Raw genomic sequence first — 18,431 nt, 5'->3', positions numbered from 1 at the left:
TCCCGAAGGCTTGTCCGGGCAAAGATCGCTCAACGTGTCCATTGGTACAATGATCCTTAGGACAATGGAATGGAATACCGCTTTGGTCATAAATCAACCCCGGCGGGAGTTAGATAGCGCGGCGCATCCGCTGTGAGATTTCTGTTCGACAGACCAATTCGGCGTTCAGCTGAGGAGTTGGCCTATGTTCGTTCGTACCACCACGGATTCCGCACAGCGCCCAAATTCTCTCCGCGACCTCGGCATGACCAGCCAATCGAACCCGCTCGTCAGCCTGAGCGAATTCTCCTATAAGAAAGGCACCGAAGTCTACGGCGAGAAAGAGCCCGCCGAATACGTCTATCAGGTCAAATATGGTGCGGTGCGAAGCTACAAGCTGCTCTCCGATGGCCGCAGGCAGATCGGCGCCTTTCACCTGCGCGGCGATATCTTCGGGCTGGAGAACGGCAGCGAGCACCGGTTCACGGCGGAGGCGATCGTCGACACCACGGTCCGTCTCGTCAAGCGGCAGAGCCTTGAATTGGTAGCCGAAAGCGACGCCGCGGTCGCCAAGAACCTGCTCAGCATGACCACGAACAACCTCCAGCACGCGGAAGATCATATGCTGCTGCTCGGCCGCAAGACATCGCTGGAACGGGTCGCGGCGTTCCTGCTCGAGATGGACAAGCGATTGACCGCCGCGGGCGTCATGGCATTGCCGATGTCGCGGCGCGATATCGCTGACTATCTGGGCCTGACGCTGGAGACGGTCTCCCGCGCCCTGTCACGGCTGCACGAGCTCGGCGTCATCGGCTTCATCGGCAACACCCAGCGCCAGATCGTGCTGCTGGATCGGCACGAGCTCGCGGTGCTCGACCGGCCGGCCTGAGGCATCCCATCGTCGGTGTGCCTGCCTGCGCGGGATCATTTCCCCCCCGACACCTCGGTCATTCCGAGGTGATCGAGCGTCTTGCGCAGGACCTCGAACAGGATCGCGGCCGACCAACCGAACAACAGGACGCCGTTCATCGCGGTGAGCGGGCCGATGAGCCGCCATTCCCGCACTGGCGTGATATCGCCATAGCCGAGCGTGGTGTAGTTGACGAAGGCGAAATAAAGCAGACCGCTGTCGGCCGCGGCGGCCTGAACAACGCCATACGCCCCTGCCCACACCAGGACCTCCAGCGTGTGCGCGATCTGCAGCACCGCGGCGGTCGCGACCATCACACCCATCAGGTGCAGCCCCGGCCGCCCGGTCGGACGCAGACCGGCCGTGCGGGCAATCGAGACGGCGACGACGGTTACGAGCGCGTGGATGCCGATGTTGATCGCGCTGACCAGGGCGCCAACGAAATACTGCATCAGCATGAGGGTCGTCCTGTTCTCTCTTCTATCGCGGCCGACTGCCGGACCCATCCTGGTCGCGACCGATCCACGCGGCAGCTAGTTCCCAGGCGACTGACAGGATGATCGGCCCAATAAAAAGGCCGATGATTCCGTGCGCAAGTGTCCCGCCGATGACCCCGAGCAGGATCACCAGCGTCGGTGTGGTCAGCCCGCGTCCCATCACCAATGGCTTCAGGATATTATCGAGAAGACCGACGACGCCGAGGAAGACCGTCAGGAGCAGCGCCGTCGGCACGTCCTTGTCCATCCAGATCCAGACCAGCACGGGAATGAAGACGATGGCCGCGCCGATCTGCACGATCGAAAGCAACAGGACGACGATCGCGAGCAGACCCGCGCTCGGAACGCCCGCCAGCTTCAGCCCGATGCCGGCTAGCAGCGCCTGGATGATCGCCACGCCGATCACGCCTTGCGACACCGCCCGAATGGTCGCACCTGCCAGTCCGAGAAAGTGCTCGCTCTGCTCGGGCACGATGCGAGACAAAAATCCACGAACCGCGGCAACGAGCTGCGGCCCATACGGAAACAGGAAGCCGGCGATGAGGACCGACACCAGGAACTGAAGCGTGCCGACGCCGGCGCTGCCGGCAAACGACAGCATCACGCCTGCAAGCGGCTTCAGATATGGCGCCACCTCGCGCAGCACGGCGCGGATATTGGTGTAAGCCAGATTCCAGAAATCGTGGAGCTGGGGGCCGATCAGCGGCCAACTCTTGATCTGCTCGGGGGCGGCCTGGAGCGCGAGATCACCGGATCCGATCTGGCTCGCAAGGTCCCTGACGCCTTCGACCGCGCTCAGCCCGAGCCATGCCGCGGGCCCGAGAACGATGCCGAGCGTGATCAGGGTGAGAATGGCAGCGGCGATCCGCGGGCGCCCCCCGAGGCGTTTGGCGAGCCAGCCGAACGCCGGATAGAACGCCACCGCAAGCACCGCACTCCAGGTCAGGATCGGCACGAACGGTCTGATGATGATGAAGGTCCAGACGATCAACAGCGCCAGCAGCGCCAACCGGATCAAAAGCTGGACAATGCCTTCGGCGCTGAAGAGATCGCGAGGAAGCTTCAAGGCTCGACGCTCATGAATCGTAAAGTGGCGCGCCTAGACAGCGTCGGCCTCCAGCCGTGGGCTTGATCCAGGTCAAGCGGTCGCGGAGATTCTGCCGCAGCTGCAGTGGTGATCAGGCCAAACCGGCGGGCGGTGAGGTAACTAAGGGCCTCGACCGTAAGCTACCAACCGTAGCTAGCAATATTCGCGCTCGGGAAAGCACAAAATACGTCACGATTTCAAACGCTAAGGGTCCATGAGTTGGAGGAGCGGTGATCCCCCAGAATGTTCGGCCGCGCCTTCAGCACCCGCAACCCCGGTCGGTCGATTTTGCGAGCTGTGGCTTCGCTTCTCGAAGAGCTGGCAGGGCTCACGCCTCTCGATAAGTGCCTTCGTTGCGCGGGACCAGGACTGCCCGTTAGAGCAATCGGAAGTCATATCGCGCGATTGTCTGGCCGTTGAAAGTTTCCGACGATGCACAGGGGTCACTTCGGCTCGGCCTTGGCCAGGAACACCGCGGGCAATGCTATCAGGGGAGGCAGTAGAAAACACCAGGTCCCAAACCCCGCATAGAGACAGGCGCCGCCGGCACATCCCAGTGCGAAGGCGACCACACTCGCAGCCATCTTGCCAAGGCGCGGTCGGGCTATGGTCAACACGGAGGCTGGCGCACCGCGCAGGACGTCGGCGACGTCGATCATGATCTGGGTCGTTGTCCCGGTCATGAGCGTGCTGGGAGGTTCCGTGCTCATATGAATGCGATGGGCGGCGTTCTGGATGGCCATGGCGGCGACCAGGATCATTCCCGTAAGGATTGCTTGCCAGCTATCGCCTTGCGCGAACGGACCGAAATGAACGGCACACGCTCCCCCCGCTGCCAGCAGCGCGGTCTTGATGATGAGCATCGACCGGAAAATCGGCAGGCCTAACCTCGGCAGCAGGAAGCTGAACATCCGCGTGGTCACGACAACCAGGCAGAACACGGGAAGCGCGAGCAGCTTTGCCAAACCGCCTGATGTTCCGTTGACCATGGCCGCACCAAACGTCACGAAATTGCCTGTGACATGCGCCGTAAAGAGACCCTGAAGCGCAAGGAAGCCGGCGGTATCGACGAAACCGGCATTCAGGCTCATTAAAAGCGGAAGCGCGAGGATGTTGCGTGGCATGTCACCAACCGTATTGAAGCTGAACGCCGAGATAGTTGCTGGTGTGCCCGCCAGCACGGATGATCGTATCACCGACGTCGAAATGCACCGCTTCGATGGCGCCCGTCAGGTGATCGCTGAACGCGTAGTCGATACGAAGCTGACCGTAGGCCCCGGTCCAGTTGCTGCCCGTCCCGGCGGTACCGGCGATCGGCACGTTCGGCTGGACGTAGATAGCGTCGGCCGTCGTTTCCCGCCATTGCAGGCCGATCGCAGCCATCACCTTCAGACGGTCCGCCGGACTTAGTGTGATGGAGGGTTTGAGATGAACGATGTTCGCGTAGCCGGTATAACCGGCCAGCGTGAAATAATAGCCATTCGGGAACAGCGGATTGAACGTTCCCAGCGTTCCGTCTCCGGAGTGATGGTCGCCCGATGCAGCGTCGAACTGGAGGCCGATGCGCGGCAGCCAGGGAACACCGGTCAACGTGTATCCAATCCGCGTGCCGACGGCCCAGGCACGGATATCCTTCGCCCCCACCTGGCCCGCCTGCCCCATGGCCTCGAGATCCCAGTCGAACTGTTGGGATTTTCCCGCGAATCTCGCATCCAGAATGTGACGGCTTTCGTCACCCACCGCGTCGAGATATCTGGCGCCCTTCCGCTCGTACAGCGAGTAATAGCCCGACAGCTCGTTGTCACCCATGACCTTCCGTTCGACCCTGAGCGTGCTGAAGCGGAAATTGTCGTTCGAGGTGTCGTCGAAAGGGCGAACGTCGAAGTACTGGACGGGGCGGCTGACGAAGCCGATGAAGCGCCAGACGCCGGTTTCCCAGTCGGCCCAGATCGCATCAAATGACTGTCTGACGTTGGGTCCATCCCGCGACGATACGAAGCGCTGCAGGTCGAAAGCGAAGTCCTGCCGTCCGATGCGCGCCTTCAGGGTCCCGCCCGAGAACGTGTTGACGTACTCGAGGAAGGCGAGACGAAGATCGGCGCGGTCCTGGTCGACCGGAGAGATGCTCAGCTTGTCGAAGGCTCGATCGTCCTCGAGTTGAACGAAGGCGCGCCAGTTCTCGTTGAAGTGAATGTCGGCGTGGACCTGCAAACGCTGGATGAGATAGCTGTCCGAGGACGTGTTGCCGGTGCCGAACGCCGATGAGCCATTGGTCTCGAATCGTTCACGCAGCGTGGCGCCCAGCGAGACGTAGCTTTTCGGATCGGTGGCCCAAAGCGGGATGTATTTGAGCGCGTCGAACGGTTCGGTCCGCAACCTCGGATCAGCAAGGACCGACCAGTCCTCGGCCCAGCGGTTCGCCTGGATCGCGGGCCTCTTGGCGACCGCAACGTCCCCGTCTTCCGCTCGCGCCAACCCGACGCCGGCGCCAAGTGTCGCAAGCGTCAGGACGATCCAGAAGTTGCGCATATCGCCCCGTGCCAGCATCGGCGGACGTCACCTCATTTGCCGTCCGACCGCGATGCACTCTTCGGGCCAAGCGCATGGATCTCGGCGACATACCCGCCGGGGAACATGACAAAAGCTGCGGAGCGGCCGCTCGAGGCGTAGGATTCGACTAGCACCGTTGCACCGGCGTCCTTTGCCTTGCCGAGAGTCGAGGCGAGGTCGGCCACTTCATAACCTGTCGTCTCCCGACCGTAGGGATAGGGCAGATGACCGTCGGTGACCAGGACAACCATCTTCCCGAACGGGGACTCGATCCGGATGCGCCTGTAGGTCGCATCGGGTCTTCCGATCTCGACACCAGGCGCCTTCGTCTCGTCCGAGAGGACCTTCCCGCGGGAGAATGCAAGAAAACTCCGGATAAAAGCGGCGGCCCTGTCGGGCGAAACGTATACGCGATTTTCCGGAATCCGCTCGAAGGGAGCATAGTCGGGTTTCGTCGTATGCCAGTAGAGCTGGAGATTGACCCCGCCGGGCCACTGGACCACGGCATCGCGCCCGATGGGATCCGGGAAGGTCGACACGATTACGTCAGCGCCCGCACCGCGCGCCGCCTTGATTGCCTCGTCCATGTCCGCAACCAGATAGCCGTTGCGTTCGGCGCCAAACGGATACGGGATCGGCGTCTTGAAGCCGAACAGCGAGACGGTGCCGACCGGCGTCTGCAACAGCTGCGACGTGCTGCTGCTCGGCGTCGGCGTAACTGTCGCCACCACCTGCTTGGTGCTCTTGCCGCCGAAGGTCGCCAGAAAGCTCGACACGAACTTGTCCACATCCTCCGGCGCCACGTAGACGTGCGTCGTGTCGTATTGGGGCGCGACGGCGATCCCCGTCTCTCTGGACTTCGTTGCTTCCTTTGCCGAGACCGGCGTTATCGCAGCAACGGCCGCGGCGAACGCCAGCAGCGTGAAAATCCTTGTCGATTTCATCGAGAAACTCCTTGGACGGTCTGAGATCGCACCACGTGGCCAGAACAAGGGCGCGCCTCGCCGGACACGATAGATACGACGATGAGCCCCCCGATCAAGCCGAGGTGTTCGAAGAAGGCATTCGTGGCCATGAACCTCTCATGGCCACCCATGGTCCAGAAAGCGTTTGCGGTGAGCATCGCGACGAACGTCAGGACGCCGAGCCCGCCGACCCCCAGCCACACGAAACGATTCACGACGACCAGAAGAGACCCGCCGAGTTCGACCACGATCGCGGCGGCCGCCCACAGCCAGCCCGGATACAGGCCGAAGTGTTCCTGCTCAGCCACCGCGCCCGCGAAATCGAGCAGTTTGGTCAAGCCGCCGAGCAGATAAGCCGAGACCAGGGCCAGCCTGGCCGCATGCCACAGCAGCGGCCAGCGCAGGATCGCCGAGATCCAGTTCGGTGTCGCTGCGTCAGGCATGTCAGACCGCCCAGCAGGCGCATCCCAGCGCCCCCCAAAAGCTTCGCAGGTCTGAAACCGGCAACCGGCTCGACCAGGCCGTCGCGTGATCGTGTCCGTGGACGCCGCAGGAATTGGCGCAGCCGCACATCTGCATGGCCTTCATGGCCAGATTTGTTTCCTTCGCCTTTGCCTTGTCGTCGGCCCAGGCCGCGTACCCGCCGAAGCGACGGACCGGTGACCAGTCCGGCATGGCGGGCGGCGGCGTGACGCTCTCCAGCCTGGAGAAGTCTCCAACGCCATAGACGATCCTGCCTCCGACCATGGTGAGTAGCGAGGTCGTATCGGCGATCTCGGCCTCGCTACAGGAGAAGTAGTCGCGATCGGGGACGATGAGGTCGGCGAGCTGGCCGACCTGGATCCGGCCCTTGTTACCCTCTTCGTTCGAGAACCACGTCACGTTCTCGGTCCACATCCGCAGCGCCGTCTCGCGATCCAGACAATTGCGCTGGGGCGTAATCCGCAATCCGCCGACGGTCCGGCCGGTGACGAGCCAGGACAAAGAGACCCACGGATTGTAGGAAGCCACGCGCGTCGCGTCGGTCCCGGCCGACACCTTGACACCCTTGTCGATGATCTTCTTGACCGGCGGCGTGGCCTCGGCGGCTCCCGCCCCGTAGCGTTCGACGAAGTATTCGCCTTGATAGGCCATCCGGTGCTGCACGGCGATGCCGCCGCCGAGCGCCGCGATGCGATCGATCGACTGGTCCGAAATCGTCTCGGCGTGATCGAAGAACCAGTGCAAGCCTGCCAGCGGCATGTCCTGGTCGACCCGCTCGAACACGTCCAGCGCCCGTGAGATCGTCTCGTCGTAGGTCGCGTGAAGCCGCCACGGCCATTTGTTCTGAACGAGGACGCGAACGACCTCCTCAAGCTCGCCTTCCATCTCCGCAGGCATGTCCGGACGCGCGACCCGGAAGTCCTCGAAATCAGCTGCCGAGAACACCAGCATCTCGCCGGCACCGTTGTGCCGGAAATAGTCGTCGCCCTGCTTGTACTTCGAGGTTTTCGTCCAGTTCAGGAAGTCCTCCTTCTCGCCCTTGGGCTTCTGGGTGAAAAGGTTGTAGGCCAGCCGTATCGTCAGGAGGCCTTCGTCGCTCAACTTCTGGATGACCGCGTAGTCGTCGGGATAGTTCTGGAATCCGCCGCCGGCGTCGATCGCGCCGGTGACGCCGAGCCGGTTCAGTTCGCGCATGAAATGACGCGTCGAATTGACCTGATAGTCGAAGGGAAGTTTCGGCCCCTTGGCGAGGGTCGCATAGAGAATGTTGGCATTGGGCTTTGCGAGCAGCAGGCCGGTCGGATTGCCCATGGCATCGCGCGTGATCTCGCCCCCCGGCGGTTCCGGCGTATCCTTGGCATAGCCGACGGCGCGCAGAGCCGCGCCGTTGAGAATGGCGCGATCGTACAGATGCAACAGGAAGACCGGCGTATCCGGCGCGACGGCATTGAGCTCGTCGATGGTCGGAAGCCGCTTCTCGACGAACTGGTGCTCGGTGAACCCGCCGACCACCCTCACCCATTGCGGCGGCGGCGTGACGGCGACCTGGCGCTTCAACATGTCCATCGCATCCGCGAGCGAGCGCACGCCGTCCCAGCGGAGCTCCATGTTGAAGTTCAGGCCACCGCGAATGATGTGGAGGTGATTGTCGATCAGACCGGGCAGCACCCGCCGCCCTCTCAGATCGACGATCCTGGTCGAGGGACCGGCGAGCTTCATCACGTCGTGATCGTGTCCGACGGCGACGAAGCGTCCGCCAGCGATCGCGACTGCCGAAGCCGTCGGGTTCGAGCGATCGAGCGTCGTGAACAGACCACGATGCAGGATGATATCGGGGGCGATGCTCATAAATGTTTCTCCACGCCGTCCACCGAGGCGGCATTTTTCGATTGGCCGTTTTGACGACCGGGCAGCATGCCGAACATGTGCGGAGCGCACTTGGCTTGCTCCCACGCCGAGGCCAGTCCGTGTCCGGACAGCAGCTGTCGGGCCACCGGAACGATCTGCTCACCGGCGAGGATACCGAGAAGCCCGACCAGCGCGACCAGCGGAGGCGCGGGCGAGCGCACGTTGAGAAGGCTGTAGATGACGCCGACCAAAAGGCCGGCGCCAAGCGACAACAGATAGATTTTCATCACGGCGATCCGCGATTGGAGGAGGTCAGCCGGCTTTCGTGCCCCCTTCGGAGGCGTGCTCGCCGAGTGCCCATTTCGAGAAGCGGATCTGGATTCCGTAGGGCGAATGCGCGCGTTGAATGTCCATCATTCCTTCGTAGGTCTCGCTGCGCGCCCAGTCCTGCTGAAGCTCGTAGGCGTATTGCGACGAGGTGATGGGGACCGCCCCTGCCTGGATGGCGCGCTCCATGGCGCGGTTGTGTGCTTCGAGCGAAAGGTCGCCGCAGGCATCGGCGGCAATGTAGATCTCGTAACCTTCCTTGAGCATGTCCAAGGTCGGAAAGATCACGCAAGCCTCGGTCCAGAGACCGGCAATCACGAACTTCTTGCGGCCGGTGGCAGCCACAGCCTTGCGGAAGTTCGCATCGAGCCACGAATTCATCGACGTGCGGTCGATGATATCGTGCTTCGGAAACAGCTCGGCGACCTCCGGCATGAAAGGTCCGGAAAACGAATCCCGCGCCACCGTGGTCAGCACGGTCGGGATTTTGAAGAGCTTGGCGGCCTTTGCCAGGATCTGGACGTTGTTAACCGTGACCAGGCGGTCATGCGATTGAACGCCCTGGAACATGGCCGGCTGATAGTCGATCAGTGCGATCGCGCTGTTGCCAGGGGTGAGCATATCGAGTTTCGACATCGAGAAATTCTCCTTGCGATCGGCATGAGCGATCGAGCGAAAGGGGATGGACGGGCGGCTGCATCGTGAACCCTGAACGCCGGCCAACGCTTGGACGATTTCGTCGCCGCTTGGATTTCGGCACGATGATCACTCAGGTGCGGCGAATTGCCGGGCGCAGGTCCGCCGTGCCGGTCGGAGATCGCCAGCTTGTCCAAACGACGCGCAGATCGTGCAAGCCAAGCTCCTTCTCATCCGCAACCTTGCACGCGAACCACGGCGGCTCCGCGAGTTTCGCCTGTGACAGAATCGTGGCGCGCAGCCGGTCGAGGAAATCATCCAGAACTGGTGGCGGCAGTGCATGACGGGTAGTGCCAAGGCGCACTATGATGGAGACGTCGCCTTCTCGCAGACCGACTTCACCGAGGATTTGAAGAAGATCGAGCTTCCCGTCCTGGTGATGCATGGCGACGACGATCAGATCGTCCCGTACGCGGATTCCGAACCACTTCGTGCCAAGCTTCTGAAGAGCAGTACGCTAAAGACAAGGGCTTTCCGCACGGAATGCCGACGACGCAGGCCGAAACAATCAACGCCGATCTTCTCGCCTTCATCAAGGGCTGAAGGCGGCGAGGCGAGATGCTCCTTCGGGTGACGGCGCCGCGGCTTCGTTTTGCGCTGCACCGTCACCCGAAAATCCCGCGGCCATCGCGGCGGGCGAGTTCTCCCACATGAGATCCAGCCCGCCGCGTTTACCGGCCGGAGTTTCAGGTCTGCGCCGCCGTGACGCTCACCGCGTCAAGAACGACATCGGCGACTGCCGCCGGCATCGACAGCAAGGAGAGATGGCTGGCCTTGAGTTCAGTGGTCTTGGCGTTCATCCTGACCGCGAACTGCCGCTGAAGCTCGATGCTGACGACGCGATCCTCGGCGGAAACGATGTACCAGTTCGGACGGGTCGACCAGGCCGCTTCGGTGATCTTTTCGCCAAACGTTGTCGCCGACAGCGGGGGCTGAAGGACGGCCAGCATGCGCGCTTCGTCCGCCGGCAAATCCTGTCCGACATCATTGATCCATCCATCGACGCTCAATTTGAGGTAGCCGGAGCCATCGTCGATGATCTGGGCCAGCCCCGGCGGCGGCGGATACGATCCCACGAGATCGCCGACCGATTCGCCGACCTTCGGCGCAAAGGCCGCGACATACACCAGGGCCTTCACTTTCGGATCGTTTCCCGCCTGGGTGATCACGGCGCCGCCCCAGCTATGGCCGACGAGAACCACCGGTCCAGCGATCGCGTTCAGCGCGCGGTTCGTCGCGGCAACATCGTCGGCGAGCGAACTCGTGGGATTCTGGACCGCCACCACCGGAATATTCTTCTTGAGCAGATATGGGATGACGAGCCGCCAGCTCGAACCGTCCGCCCACGCGCCGTGGACAAGGACAACAGTCGGTGGGGCGGACTTATTCATGATGTCGAGCTCCTTTGATTGAGCTCGCACCGTAGGCCCAACGCCAGGCCGGTTCTTGTGACCTTGGACGACGTCTAGGATTTTCTTGCTGTTGGAGCGGGCCGTCTTTCAGCCATCCGCAACCCCTTACGAGGAGAACGCCACAAGCCGAGGCCCGCGGCGCCGGTTGCTCAGCCCTCGGAGCGGGCCCTTCGCCAGGCTCCGGGGCTGGCCCCCACATTGCGGGAAAACACCCTGGTGAAGTAGCTCTGGTCGCCAAAGCCGCAAATGAGCGCAATGTCCGCCAGCGGAAGCTTCGTGCTCAACATCAGGCGCTTCGCCTCATCGATGCGAAGCTGGGACAGGAATTCGTGCGGGGCAACGCCCGTGCTGCGCCGGAACGATCTGGCGAAGTGGCTCGGCGTCAACTTGCATTCCGTGGCGACGTCGGCAATCGTCAGATTGCTGGCGAGACGCGCTCGCATGATTTCCTTCGCGCGACGCTCCTGCCAGGGAGCAAGGCCACCACCCGCAGCTTTCTCCTGCGACCGCATTCCGCCGTAGGTCTGGGCGAAATGGGCCAGGACACTCAACCCGATCTGATCGACGAAGAGCTGGTTGCTCGTCGGATCCTGCTCCACGGCGCTGAGCAGAACGCTGGACAGGGTCGAGAGGAAGGGATCACGCTGATCCCTGCTCCATTTGAGCGTCGAGATCGGCTTGGCGCCGTGCTCTCTGGCGAACTCGTCGAGGGCCGTCTGGGGCACGTAGTACTGGACGGCATCGAACGGGCCCTTGAACTCACATTGGGGGTTGTCCATCAGGTTGATAACGCTGACGCTCCCCGCACCGAAAGCGCCCGAATATCTCGGCCGTCCCGCGAGCCAGCAGGAATGCCGTTCGAGGTCGCCCAGCTGGTGCAAAATGCTGTAGGCCGGCTCGGAAGGAATCGGCGCGGTTCGCTCCCGAATGAATTGGGAGCAGGTCAGCCGGGTCATCGCCAGGGCCAATTGCCCTTCGCGCTTGACGCTCAGCAGGCAGTCACCCTCCATTCCCAGGTGCTGGCTGAGGCGACGCCCATAGAAGCCGGCCGCCGTGCTATCAGACTCTTCCATCATCGGGGGTGTTCAAAGCTATCCATCGTCGGATACGCGGCCATCGTGAGTCCGAAGGACCACGTGCAGCTCACGTCCACCGCATCGATTTTCCTCATAGAGCGATAGTCGTCCTTGTTCAAGTCACCGTCCCGACGACGATGTGTCGGCGGGAAATTCGATCGCAAAAGGAAACGATGGCACAGGATAGGTGACATTTGGCGGACTTGATAATCCGCTCCAGTTCCATCTTATCTGTGAAACGATTTCATAGATGGATGCGCGATGGATAATCGCATCGGCGAAATGCAGGTTTTCCTCCGGGTGGTCGAAGCCAAGAGCTATTCGGAGGCGGCCCGTCGACTGTTGATGACGCCGTCCACCGTCAGCAAGCTCATCGGGAGGATCGAGGCACGGCTCGGCGTCAGGCTGTTCGAGCGCTCGACGCGGCGGCTGGCGCTGACATCCGAAGGGCAGACATACCACGACAAGAGCGTTGCGCTGCTGGCCGAGCTCGATGGCATCGAACGCGGAATCTCTCAGGGCGCAGCGGCCGCGGGCGGAACGATCCGGGTCAACACCACGATTGCCTTTGGCATTCTCGGCCTTGAGCCCCTGCTCCCCGCCTTCTGGCAAGCTCACCCGGAGATCGTGGTCGACATCTCGCTCTCCGACGAAATCGTCGATATGTACCTCGACCGGACCGATGTAGCCTTCCGCGTCGGTCCCTTGCAGGCCTCCGCAATGGTCGCCCGGCGCATCGGGGTCGTCAAACGAAGGATCGTCGCATCTCCAGACTACATAAATCGCCTGGGTGAGCCGAAGAGGGTTCAGGACCTTTCACGTCACAATTGCTTGGGATTCAATTTCCGACGCTCTGCCCCGGTCTGGCCCCTGAAGGAGAGCGGGCGAATTGTCGACCGCGCGATCAGCGGCTCGCTGCTTGCAAACAACGCACAGAGCCTGCGGCGAATGGCAATCGCGGGCATTGGCCTCGCAAGGCTCGCCGATTATCACGTTCGCGACGACATATCGGCTGGCCACCTGGTCGAAGTGCTCGAGGGCACGGCAGGCGACGAAGAGCAAATACACGCGCTCTATCACGGCGGACCGCGGCTGCCCTTTCGCGTGAGAGCATTCCTTGACTTCATGTGCCCGCGACTGACCGATTTCATGGACGGTCGGGCTCGCAACGGTCGACAGGCAGTTCAAGCGAGCGGAGGCAGGATCGCCGCCAATTCGGCGCGACGCTCTTCGAGAAAAGAGGGAAGCTGAAGTTGCTGGCCTAACCTCTCCGGCGCCTCGTCGACCGCGAAACCCGGGCCGTCGGTCGCGATCTCGAAAAGCACGCCGCAAGGCGCGCGAAAGCCGACTGCATTCAGGTAGGTTCGCTCGATGGGTTCGCTCACCACGATGCCGTACACCGACCGGAGTTTTTCGACCATCTCCGATCGATGATCGAGATTGCTCGCGCGAAAGGCGACGTGCCGGATGGTGCCACCGCCAAGGCGCCCCCGCGATGACTTTCCGATCATGCGCAAGGTGATGGTCCCGCCCGGGCCGTCGTGAGCCACGAAGCGCATGGCGCCGTTTCGCTGAGAGACCAGCTGGAAATCGAAAACCTTCTGAAGGATGTCGATGGTCTCGTCCTCCTCGCGGACGCTCAGCGTGACACTATGAAGACCACGTAGCGCACGATCGGCCGTCGAGTCTTGGCCGGTTCGCGCTGGTTGCTTTTCCCACGCCTCGACCAACGACAGCGCCGTGCCATCGGGATCGGAAAAGCAGAGCATGCGCTCGCCGAACGGCGACACGTCCAATCGATTGGGGACCCCTGAGGAGTTGAGCCGATCCACCCATCCATCGAGCGAATCCGGAGCGACGCGGAAGGCGGTCTGGACGACCTCGCCGACGCCGCTGAGCCCCGGCGTCACACAATTCCAGGCGAGCGTGCTGATTACGGCACCCGGATTGCCGACGTCGTCGCCGTAGTAGACGTGGTAACTGCCGGGATCGTCATAGCAGACGGTCTTCTTGACCCGCTTGAGCCCCAGCACACCCGCGTAGAAGTCGGCGGCGCGGTGTACATCGCCGATGATCGCTGTGACGTGATGAAGTCCCCGTGCGTTCACGCAATTGCTGCCTAATCCTTGGTCCCGAGGCCGTCCGTTCGGAGCACCATCTCCGCGCGCGGGTCCTCGTTCTCCCTTCGGTTGCTACTCGTTTCGAACAGACAATCCCGAACATCGCCGCGCGTCTTGGACTTTCTCCCGATCCTGGAACCGCCGCCAGGGTAAAATTCGGCACCTGACCGGGCGTTCCCGCAGCTGCAGCGATGCAATCGTGCAAAATGCCGTGAAAACCTGCAATCAGTTACCTCCGACTTGACGAAGGATCGCGCCCGAAAACCTCGCACCCAGGGCATGAGATCGGTGACCACCATTCGTCGGGCAACCTGCCGAGCAAACGGCATCCGCCAGTTCTATCTGGAGGCCGGGGCCGGCCCCCCGGTCGTGCTACTGCACGGCTTCCCGGAAACCAGCTTCGCCTGGCGTTTCCAGATACCGGCGCTTGCCGCCCACTACCGGGTGATCGCGCCGGACCTGCGCGGATACGGCGAGACCGACAAGCCGCCGAACGGCTACGACAAGCGGACGATGGCCAACGACATCGTCGAGCTGTTGAAGACACTCGGCGTGGAGCGCGTGGCACTGATCGGACACGATCGCGGCGCGCGGGTCGCGACCCGCCTGGTCAAGGACCACCCGGATCTGGTCGATCGTCTCGTCGTCATGGACAACGTTCCGACACGCATCGTGGCGCGCGAGATGAACGCGAAAGTCGCCCGCGAATACTGGTTCTTCATGTTCCACCAGATCCCCGACCTGCCGGAAGCACTGATCGCGGGACGCGAGGACATCTGGCTTCGTCACTTCTTCTCCGACTGGTGCCACGACCCAATGACGATCTCCGGCGAGGCGTTCGAGACCTACGTAAGATCCTACAGCGCGCCTGGCGCCGTACGGGGCGCGATGGCCGACTATCGCGCCGGCGCAGAAGACATCGCGCAGGATCTCGAGGACGCCGAGCAGAAGATCCGGTGCCCCGTGCTTTCCCTTTGGGGTGAAGACTTCGGCGCTGTCGGCCGCCTCTTCGACATGAAAGCGGTCTGGAGCGAGATGGCAGAAAACCTCTCGGTCGCCCCGATCGAACGTTGCGGCCATCTTCCGCAGGAAGAACAGCCGGGACGGGTCAACGAGCTTCTTCTCGATTTTCTAAAGGGATGGAAGGGTTGAGAGTCGGAAGGCAACTTTCCGACCGTGCGGCGGAAGTCGAACAGAGGTCTTGAACCCAAGGGAGCGAAGATGAACTCGATCTACACCGGCACGACCTTGGCCCTCGTAGCTCAGGCGTTCGGGGGCCAGGCAAGCGCTGCCGCTCCCCAGGTTCGGACGCAGGCGCCGGGCTTCTATCGGATGATGTTGGGGAGGAAAAATGTGTAGTTTCGTGCGCCCTGCCCGGACAGCACTGGCCCACTCCGCCGAAAATGACTCCGAGCGGAAGTTCAAACGTCGATCCTGCTCAGCTCGGCGCAGATGCTCTTATTCGTCTCGTCGCACCCGCCCCACTTCATGGCCCGTCGTCGATGCGATCTCGTACATACTTATCGGCGCCGCCGCACAGGCGGCGAAAGCGGGGGCACGTCGCGCTGCCAGATGGTCCCATTGTCAAACTGGATGAGCATCCCGTCAGGTGAATAGACCGCGCTTTGATTGAACGCATCGATCCAGATCCGGTTTGCCGGAGAGTACCAGTCGGGCCAGGCACGGGACGGCACGCCTGCTTCGGTCAACAGGTTGAGTTCAGTCCCATTCTGCGTGACGTAAGCCGGCAAGTCTCCGCGACACATCTGAACGCATTTGTAGACCCCTGTGAGATTGGCCGGCTGTGCCAAAGCACCAGTCGTCGCAAAAGTCGCGGCGACGCATATAACGATCGATAAATGCTTCATATAATCTTCTCCTGAAAAGACGGAGCCGGGGATACCCGGCTCGCCAAGCTACCGACAGACCCATACTCCATTCACCAGGACGCGGGCGCAGGCGGGTGCCACAACTGCCGCTGCGCCCGCCGCGGCGGCAGCGCCGCCCACGACTGCGCGGCGCGTCGTCCGACGCGCAACGCCTGCAGCACTCACAGGAGTTGCGGGACGCCCTACCCGAGCCTCGGCCCGGTCGATCGAAACGGAGTAGCCGCCTTCGCGCGACCACTGCACAGAGGTTGCTGTTGCACAAACTACGACCGCAGCAATCAACCAAGATCTTGCGCTGATGCACTTCATGATGAGCCTCCTTGAATGTATGCGTCGGCTATTTCTTACTTCTGCTCTTGCTGGCGCCTCTCAATCCGGACGGGTTCGGTAGCGAGTTCGCTATTTCCTCCATCTGGATACAGGTGAGAAGATCAACATAGCTCTGAGCTCCGGCCGAGGTGGCCTCGCCCTCGCAGCGGTCACGAAGGGAAGGAGCGGTCCCCTGCCATATCGCCTGGAGCTGCTGCTGTGCGGTTGTTTCATCGCGCATACAGTCGGCGAGGCTTTGGGCTTCGCTCAGCCCCATCGCTTTATCGATGGCCGTCGTGGCCTGGCACAGCGCCTCCACTTTCAATTCGGGCATGCGATCAGCGACCGGTATGGACGAATTGCTTCCGAGCAGCGCGAGCGACAACAGAGCGGCCTTCATCTGCTAAATCCCTTCTAGAACTGCGCAGGTTGGAAAGGCGGAGCAGGCCAATCCGTCCTGACGTTGTTCGGGTTTCTCCGGTCAAACAAATCCTGCCGAAGCACCGTGCTCCTGGCGGGAGGCAGCTCACCCACTCGGGCATTGGTCTGAGCCGCAGGGGGCGTCGTTGTCACGCGCCTGCTCGCGGCGGGGACAGCAGTCACCACGACCGCGTTAAGAATGCAGGTTAGAACAAGCAATCGCGCGATCATCATCTGACTCCGGCGTCTCGCACCCCGCAATTGGATGCTGTCAGCGAGCCACGCGGCTTCGCGCCGCGCGTTGATGCAAATCAATTTCCGCGTTTCGGAGAAAGCGGCGCGCGTGACGCATAAGCCGCCGCCAACAAGTCGTTCTGTCGAACCAACTCAATCACTTGGCGGAAACGATCGAGCCGCGATCGCCGTAGGTCAGCGGTGCTTACAGTATTAAGACGGTCATACATTGCCAACACAGCGCGCATATTGAGGCCGACAATCCTGCTCTGCGCGAGATCACCACGTCAGAACTCATTATCGCTGTTGGCGTCCTAGATATCGTGCCGTCTTCTTCGGCGAACGTCACTTCGCCTGCTGCGGCTTGCCGGAGCCCCTACTTCGTGATCATCCGCTTCGGCGGCGCGGTCGGCGTTGGCGCCGCCGGCGAGATGACAAACGTCACCCATGCATTCCACCCGTCAGGCCGGTTCTCCGCGGCGAATTCCTTGTAAGCCTTGAAGTTGAGGTAGCCCTGCATGTCACCGACCGGGAAGATGAACCCGACCTGCGGGCCGACGCCCGCGACCTGCGAGCGGAAGCAGCCGACGCGATCGCCGGAGCCGCTATCGCAGCCGAGCTGCTTGTAGACGTAGCCCACCAGACCGACCTGGACCTGCTTGCTCAGGAATTGAGAAGCGCCCCAGTCGAAGTGCATATCGACGCCGCTCTGATACTGCGTGTCAGGATTCGTGAAATTGTAGGTAAAGCCGAGCACACCGGAGAGCTCATGTCCGGTCTGTGGATTGAAATAGGTGTAGCCGCCGCCCGCATCGATCGTCCCATGCCCGATCCCGATATTGGCGAGGCGCGTGGACTGGTAGGCACCGACAGGGATGTCACCCATGACGTAGGCCATGTAATTGTTGACGCCAGCGTTCCAGCGCATTGCGAATTGAGGGATCAGATCACCGAAGCCGGTGACGGAGTCGCTGATGGAATCAAAGCGCGAGAACGGAATCGAGCCGCCCGGTGTCGAAAGTGAGCCCGTCACCAATCCGTTAAGCGAGGTCGCATTTGCGCCGTAGATCCCGATCAGGCTGGCAGATGCCTGACCACCGAGAACCGGCGTTGCAAAAACGTAGGTCGCATTCAGCAGGCCGAGATCCACGTTCGCATTGACGTTTGCGTTCAAGGTCGCTGTCAAGTTCACGGGAATGCGGCCGATCTGAATCTCGCGGGCGCGCGCCACGTCCGCACCGGCAGATACTGAAGTATGATAATAGATTGATGCGGCCGACCAGCCGGGCTGCTGAGGTGTGGCCGCGAGGCTACCGAATGTGCCCGGAATCCAGAAGCTGATGCCACTCTCATCTGCCTGGGCAATCGTCGGTACTGATGCAACGGCCGCAAATGCAATGGCGGCAAGCGCTTTGGTCATTCTCATGGCAATCCCCTGCAAAGACCACGAGCCACGGCGCAGAATGAGCGCCGAGTATGATGCAAACAATATGACAGGGCATCCTGCGCCGGGCGATAGCCGTCACGACGTCAGGAACAATTGGCAACCGAATGTAGCAAACGGAGCACAGTACACTACTATAGTGCCACTTTGATGGCTTACGCTTCCGGGATTATACGGCAACAACG

General features: G+C 61.9%; 18 protein-coding genes and 1 pseudogene. 4 read left to right on the top strand and 15 right to left on the bottom strand.

What is annotated here, in order from left to right; all coding sequences use genetic code 11:
• Positions 1-184: 184 nt before the first annotated feature.
• Positions 185-868 carry a helix-turn-helix domain-containing protein gene (locus FNV92_RS09800; protein WP_143841153.1) on the top strand — a complete coding sequence of 228 codons (684 nt, stop codon included), beginning with the start codon at positions 185-187 and terminating at the stop codon, positions 866-868.
• 35 nt (positions 869-903) lie between these two features.
• Here FNV92_RS09800 and FNV92_RS09795 read toward each other — a convergent pair whose 3' ends face one another.
• The 9 genes from FNV92_RS09795 to FNV92_RS09755 all read right to left on the bottom strand — a co-directional run bounded on the left by FNV92_RS09795 (position 904) and on the right by FNV92_RS09755 (position 9,282).
• Complete coding sequence (locus tag FNV92_RS09795; protein WP_143841154.1) at positions 904-1,347, bottom strand: potassium channel family protein; 444 nt, start codon at positions 1,345-1,347, stop codon at positions 904-906.
• A 22-nt stretch (positions 1,348-1,369) separates the two neighbouring features.
• Positions 1,370-2,452 (bottom strand): AI-2E family transporter, encoded by a 1,083-nt coding sequence (locus tag FNV92_RS09790; RefSeq protein ID WP_143841155.1) that lies wholly within the window; start codon positions 2,450-2,452, stop codon positions 1,370-1,372.
• 464 nt (positions 2,453-2,916) lie between these two features.
• Positions 2,917-3,597: a YoaK family protein gene (locus FNV92_RS09785; RefSeq protein WP_015684524.1), complete on the bottom strand. Its 681-nt coding sequence runs from the start codon at positions 3,595-3,597 to the stop codon at positions 2,917-2,919.
• Between the two features lies 1 nt (position 3,598).
• Positions 3,599-5,020 (bottom strand): alginate export family protein, encoded by a 1,422-nt coding sequence (locus FNV92_RS09780; RefSeq protein WP_143841156.1) that lies wholly within the window; start codon positions 5,018-5,020, stop codon positions 3,599-3,601.
• A gap of 14 nt (positions 5,021-5,034) precedes the next feature.
• On the bottom strand, positions 5,035-5,967 hold the full coding sequence (locus FNV92_RS09775) for a glyoxalase (protein WP_143841157.1): 933 nt from the start codon (positions 5,965-5,967) through the stop codon (positions 5,035-5,037).
• Positions 5,964-6,431 (bottom strand): DoxX family protein, encoded by a 468-nt coding sequence (locus tag FNV92_RS09770; protein ID WP_143841158.1) that lies wholly within the window; start codon positions 6,429-6,431, stop codon positions 5,964-5,966. Before FNV92_RS09770 ends, FNV92_RS09775 begins: the two co-directional genes overlap by 4 nt.
• 1 nt (position 6,432) lies before the next feature.
• On the bottom strand, positions 6,433-8,319 hold the full coding sequence (locus FNV92_RS09765) for an amidohydrolase (RefSeq protein WP_143841159.1): 1,887 nt from the start codon (positions 8,317-8,319) through the stop codon (positions 6,433-6,435).
• Positions 8,316-8,606: a XapX domain-containing protein gene (locus FNV92_RS09760; RefSeq protein WP_143841160.1), complete on the bottom strand. Its 291-nt coding sequence runs from the start codon at positions 8,604-8,606 to the stop codon at positions 8,316-8,318. Before FNV92_RS09760 ends, FNV92_RS09765 begins: the two co-directional genes overlap by 4 nt.
• Before the next feature lie 25 nt (positions 8,607-8,631).
• Positions 8,632-9,282 (bottom strand): hydrolase, encoded by a 651-nt coding sequence (locus FNV92_RS09755; protein WP_143841161.1) that lies wholly within the window; start codon positions 9,280-9,282, stop codon positions 8,632-8,634.
• A gap of 292 nt (positions 9,283-9,574) precedes the next feature.
• Between FNV92_RS09755 and FNV92_RS09750 the strand changes: the two are divergent.
• Positions 9,575-9,885, top strand: a pseudogene (locus FNV92_RS09750) (alpha/beta fold hydrolase); the annotation flags it as partial.
• A gap of 143 nt (positions 9,886-10,028) precedes the next feature.
• On the opposite strand, the gene FNV92_RS09745 reads toward FNV92_RS09750, so the two are convergent.
• On the bottom strand, positions 10,029-10,733 hold the full coding sequence (locus FNV92_RS09745; RefSeq protein ID WP_143841162.1) for an alpha/beta fold hydrolase: 705 nt from the start codon (positions 10,731-10,733) through the stop codon (positions 10,029-10,031).
• 170 nt (positions 10,734-10,903) lie between these two features.
• A complete protein-coding gene (locus FNV92_RS09740; protein ID WP_015684514.1) occupies positions 10,904-11,830 on the bottom strand; it encodes a helix-turn-helix domain-containing protein in 927 nt (308 codons plus the stop codon).
• A 261-nt stretch (positions 11,831-12,091) separates the two neighbouring features.
• On the opposite strand from FNV92_RS09740, the gene FNV92_RS09735 reads away from it, so the two are divergent.
• Positions 12,092-13,081 (top strand): LysR family transcriptional regulator, encoded by a 990-nt coding sequence (locus FNV92_RS09735; protein WP_143841163.1) that lies wholly within the window; start codon positions 12,092-12,094, stop codon positions 13,079-13,081.
• Here FNV92_RS09735 and FNV92_RS09730 read toward each other — a convergent pair.
• The gene (locus FNV92_RS09730; protein WP_143841164.1) at positions 13,015-13,938 is read right to left on the bottom strand and encodes a ring-cleaving dioxygenase; all 924 of its coding nucleotides are present in this window, start codon (positions 13,936-13,938) and stop codon (positions 13,015-13,017) included. The two genes, FNV92_RS09735 and FNV92_RS09730, sit on opposite strands and share 67 nt — an antisense overlap.
• 291 nt (positions 13,939-14,229) lie before the next feature.
• On the opposite strand from FNV92_RS09730, the gene FNV92_RS09725 reads away from it, so the two are divergent.
• Entirely contained in the window at positions 14,230-15,102 is an 873-nt protein-coding gene (locus FNV92_RS09725; protein WP_051026514.1) for an alpha/beta fold hydrolase, read from the top strand.
• 368 nt (positions 15,103-15,470) lie between these two features.
• Here FNV92_RS09725 and FNV92_RS09720 read toward each other — a convergent pair whose 3' ends face one another.
• The 3 genes from FNV92_RS09720 to FNV92_RS09710 form a co-directional block, all read right to left on the bottom strand.
• On the bottom strand, positions 15,471-15,818 hold the full coding sequence (locus FNV92_RS09720) for a hypothetical protein (protein WP_143841165.1): 348 nt from the start codon (positions 15,816-15,818) through the stop codon (positions 15,471-15,473).
• Between the two features lie 358 nt (positions 15,819-16,176).
• The gene (locus FNV92_RS09715; protein WP_143841166.1) at positions 16,177-16,548 is read right to left on the bottom strand and encodes a hypothetical protein; all 372 of its coding nucleotides are present in this window, start codon (positions 16,546-16,548) and stop codon (positions 16,177-16,179) included.
• A gap of 630 nt (positions 16,549-17,178) precedes the next feature.
• Positions 17,179-18,222 (bottom strand): SphA family protein, encoded by a 1,044-nt coding sequence (locus FNV92_RS09710; RefSeq protein ID WP_143841167.1) that lies wholly within the window; start codon positions 18,220-18,222, stop codon positions 17,179-17,181.
• Positions 18,223-18,431 lie beyond the last annotated feature (209 nt).

The organism is Bradyrhizobium cosmicum, assembly GCF_007290395.2.
GTDB classification, from domain to species: Bacteria; Pseudomonadota; Alphaproteobacteria; order Rhizobiales; family Xanthobacteraceae; genus Bradyrhizobium; species Bradyrhizobium cosmicum.
The sequence above is the reverse complement of the archived record's forward strand: the minus strand, read 5'-3'. Positions and strand labels throughout refer to the sequence as shown.

Bases quoted from the DNA above. Each gene is read 5' to 3' on its own strand.
- FNV92_RS09800 (WP_143841153.1), top strand. From the start codon at position 185: ATGTTCGTTCGTACCACCACGGATTCCGCACAGCGCCCAAATTCTCTC.
- FNV92_RS09795 (WP_143841154.1), bottom strand. From the start codon at position 1,347: ATGCTGATGCAGTATTTCGTTGGCGCCCTGGTCAGCGCGATCAACATC.
- FNV92_RS09785 (WP_015684524.1), bottom strand. From the start codon at position 3,597: ATGCCACGCAACATCCTCGCGCTTCCGCTTTTAATGAGCCTGAATGCC.
- FNV92_RS09780 (WP_143841156.1), bottom strand. From the start codon at position 5,020: ATGCTGGCACGGGGCGATATGCGCAACTTCTGGATCGTCCTGACGCTT.
- FNV92_RS09775 (WP_143841157.1), bottom strand. From the start codon at position 5,967: ATGAAATCGACAAGGATTTTCACGCTGCTGGCGTTCGCCGCGGCCGTT.
- FNV92_RS09770 (WP_143841158.1), bottom strand. From the start codon at position 6,431: ATGCCTGACGCAGCGACACCGAACTGGATCTCGGCGATCCTGCGCTGG.
- FNV92_RS09765 (WP_143841159.1), bottom strand. From the start codon at position 8,319: ATGAGCATCGCCCCCGATATCATCCTGCATCGTGGTCTGTTCACGACG.
- FNV92_RS09760 (WP_143841160.1), bottom strand. From the start codon at position 8,606: ATGAAAATCTATCTGTTGTCGCTTGGCGCCGGCCTTTTGGTCGGCGTC.
- FNV92_RS09755 (WP_143841161.1), bottom strand. From the start codon at position 9,282: ATGTCGAAACTCGATATGCTCACCCCTGGCAACAGCGCGATCGCACTG.
- FNV92_RS09745 (WP_143841162.1), bottom strand. From the start codon at position 10,733: ATGAATAAGTCCGCCCCACCGACTGTTGTCCTTGTCCACGGCGCGTGG.
- FNV92_RS09740 (WP_015684514.1), bottom strand. From the start codon at position 11,830: ATGATGGAAGAGTCTGATAGCACGGCGGCCGGCTTCTATGGGCGTCGC.
- FNV92_RS09735 (WP_143841163.1), top strand. From the start codon at position 12,092: ATGGATAATCGCATCGGCGAAATGCAGGTTTTCCTCCGGGTGGTCGAA.
- FNV92_RS09725 (WP_051026514.1), top strand. From the start codon at position 14,230: ATGAGATCGGTGACCACCATTCGTCGGGCAACCTGCCGAGCAAACGGC.
- FNV92_RS09720 (WP_143841165.1), bottom strand. From the start codon at position 15,818: ATGAAGCATTTATCGATCGTTATATGCGTCGCCGCGACTTTTGCGACG.
- FNV92_RS09715 (WP_143841166.1), bottom strand. From the start codon at position 16,548: ATGAAGGCCGCTCTGTTGTCGCTCGCGCTGCTCGGAAGCAATTCGTCC.
- FNV92_RS09710 (WP_143841167.1), bottom strand. From the start codon at position 18,222: ATGACCAAAGCGCTTGCCGCCATTGCATTTGCGGCCGTTGCATCAGTA.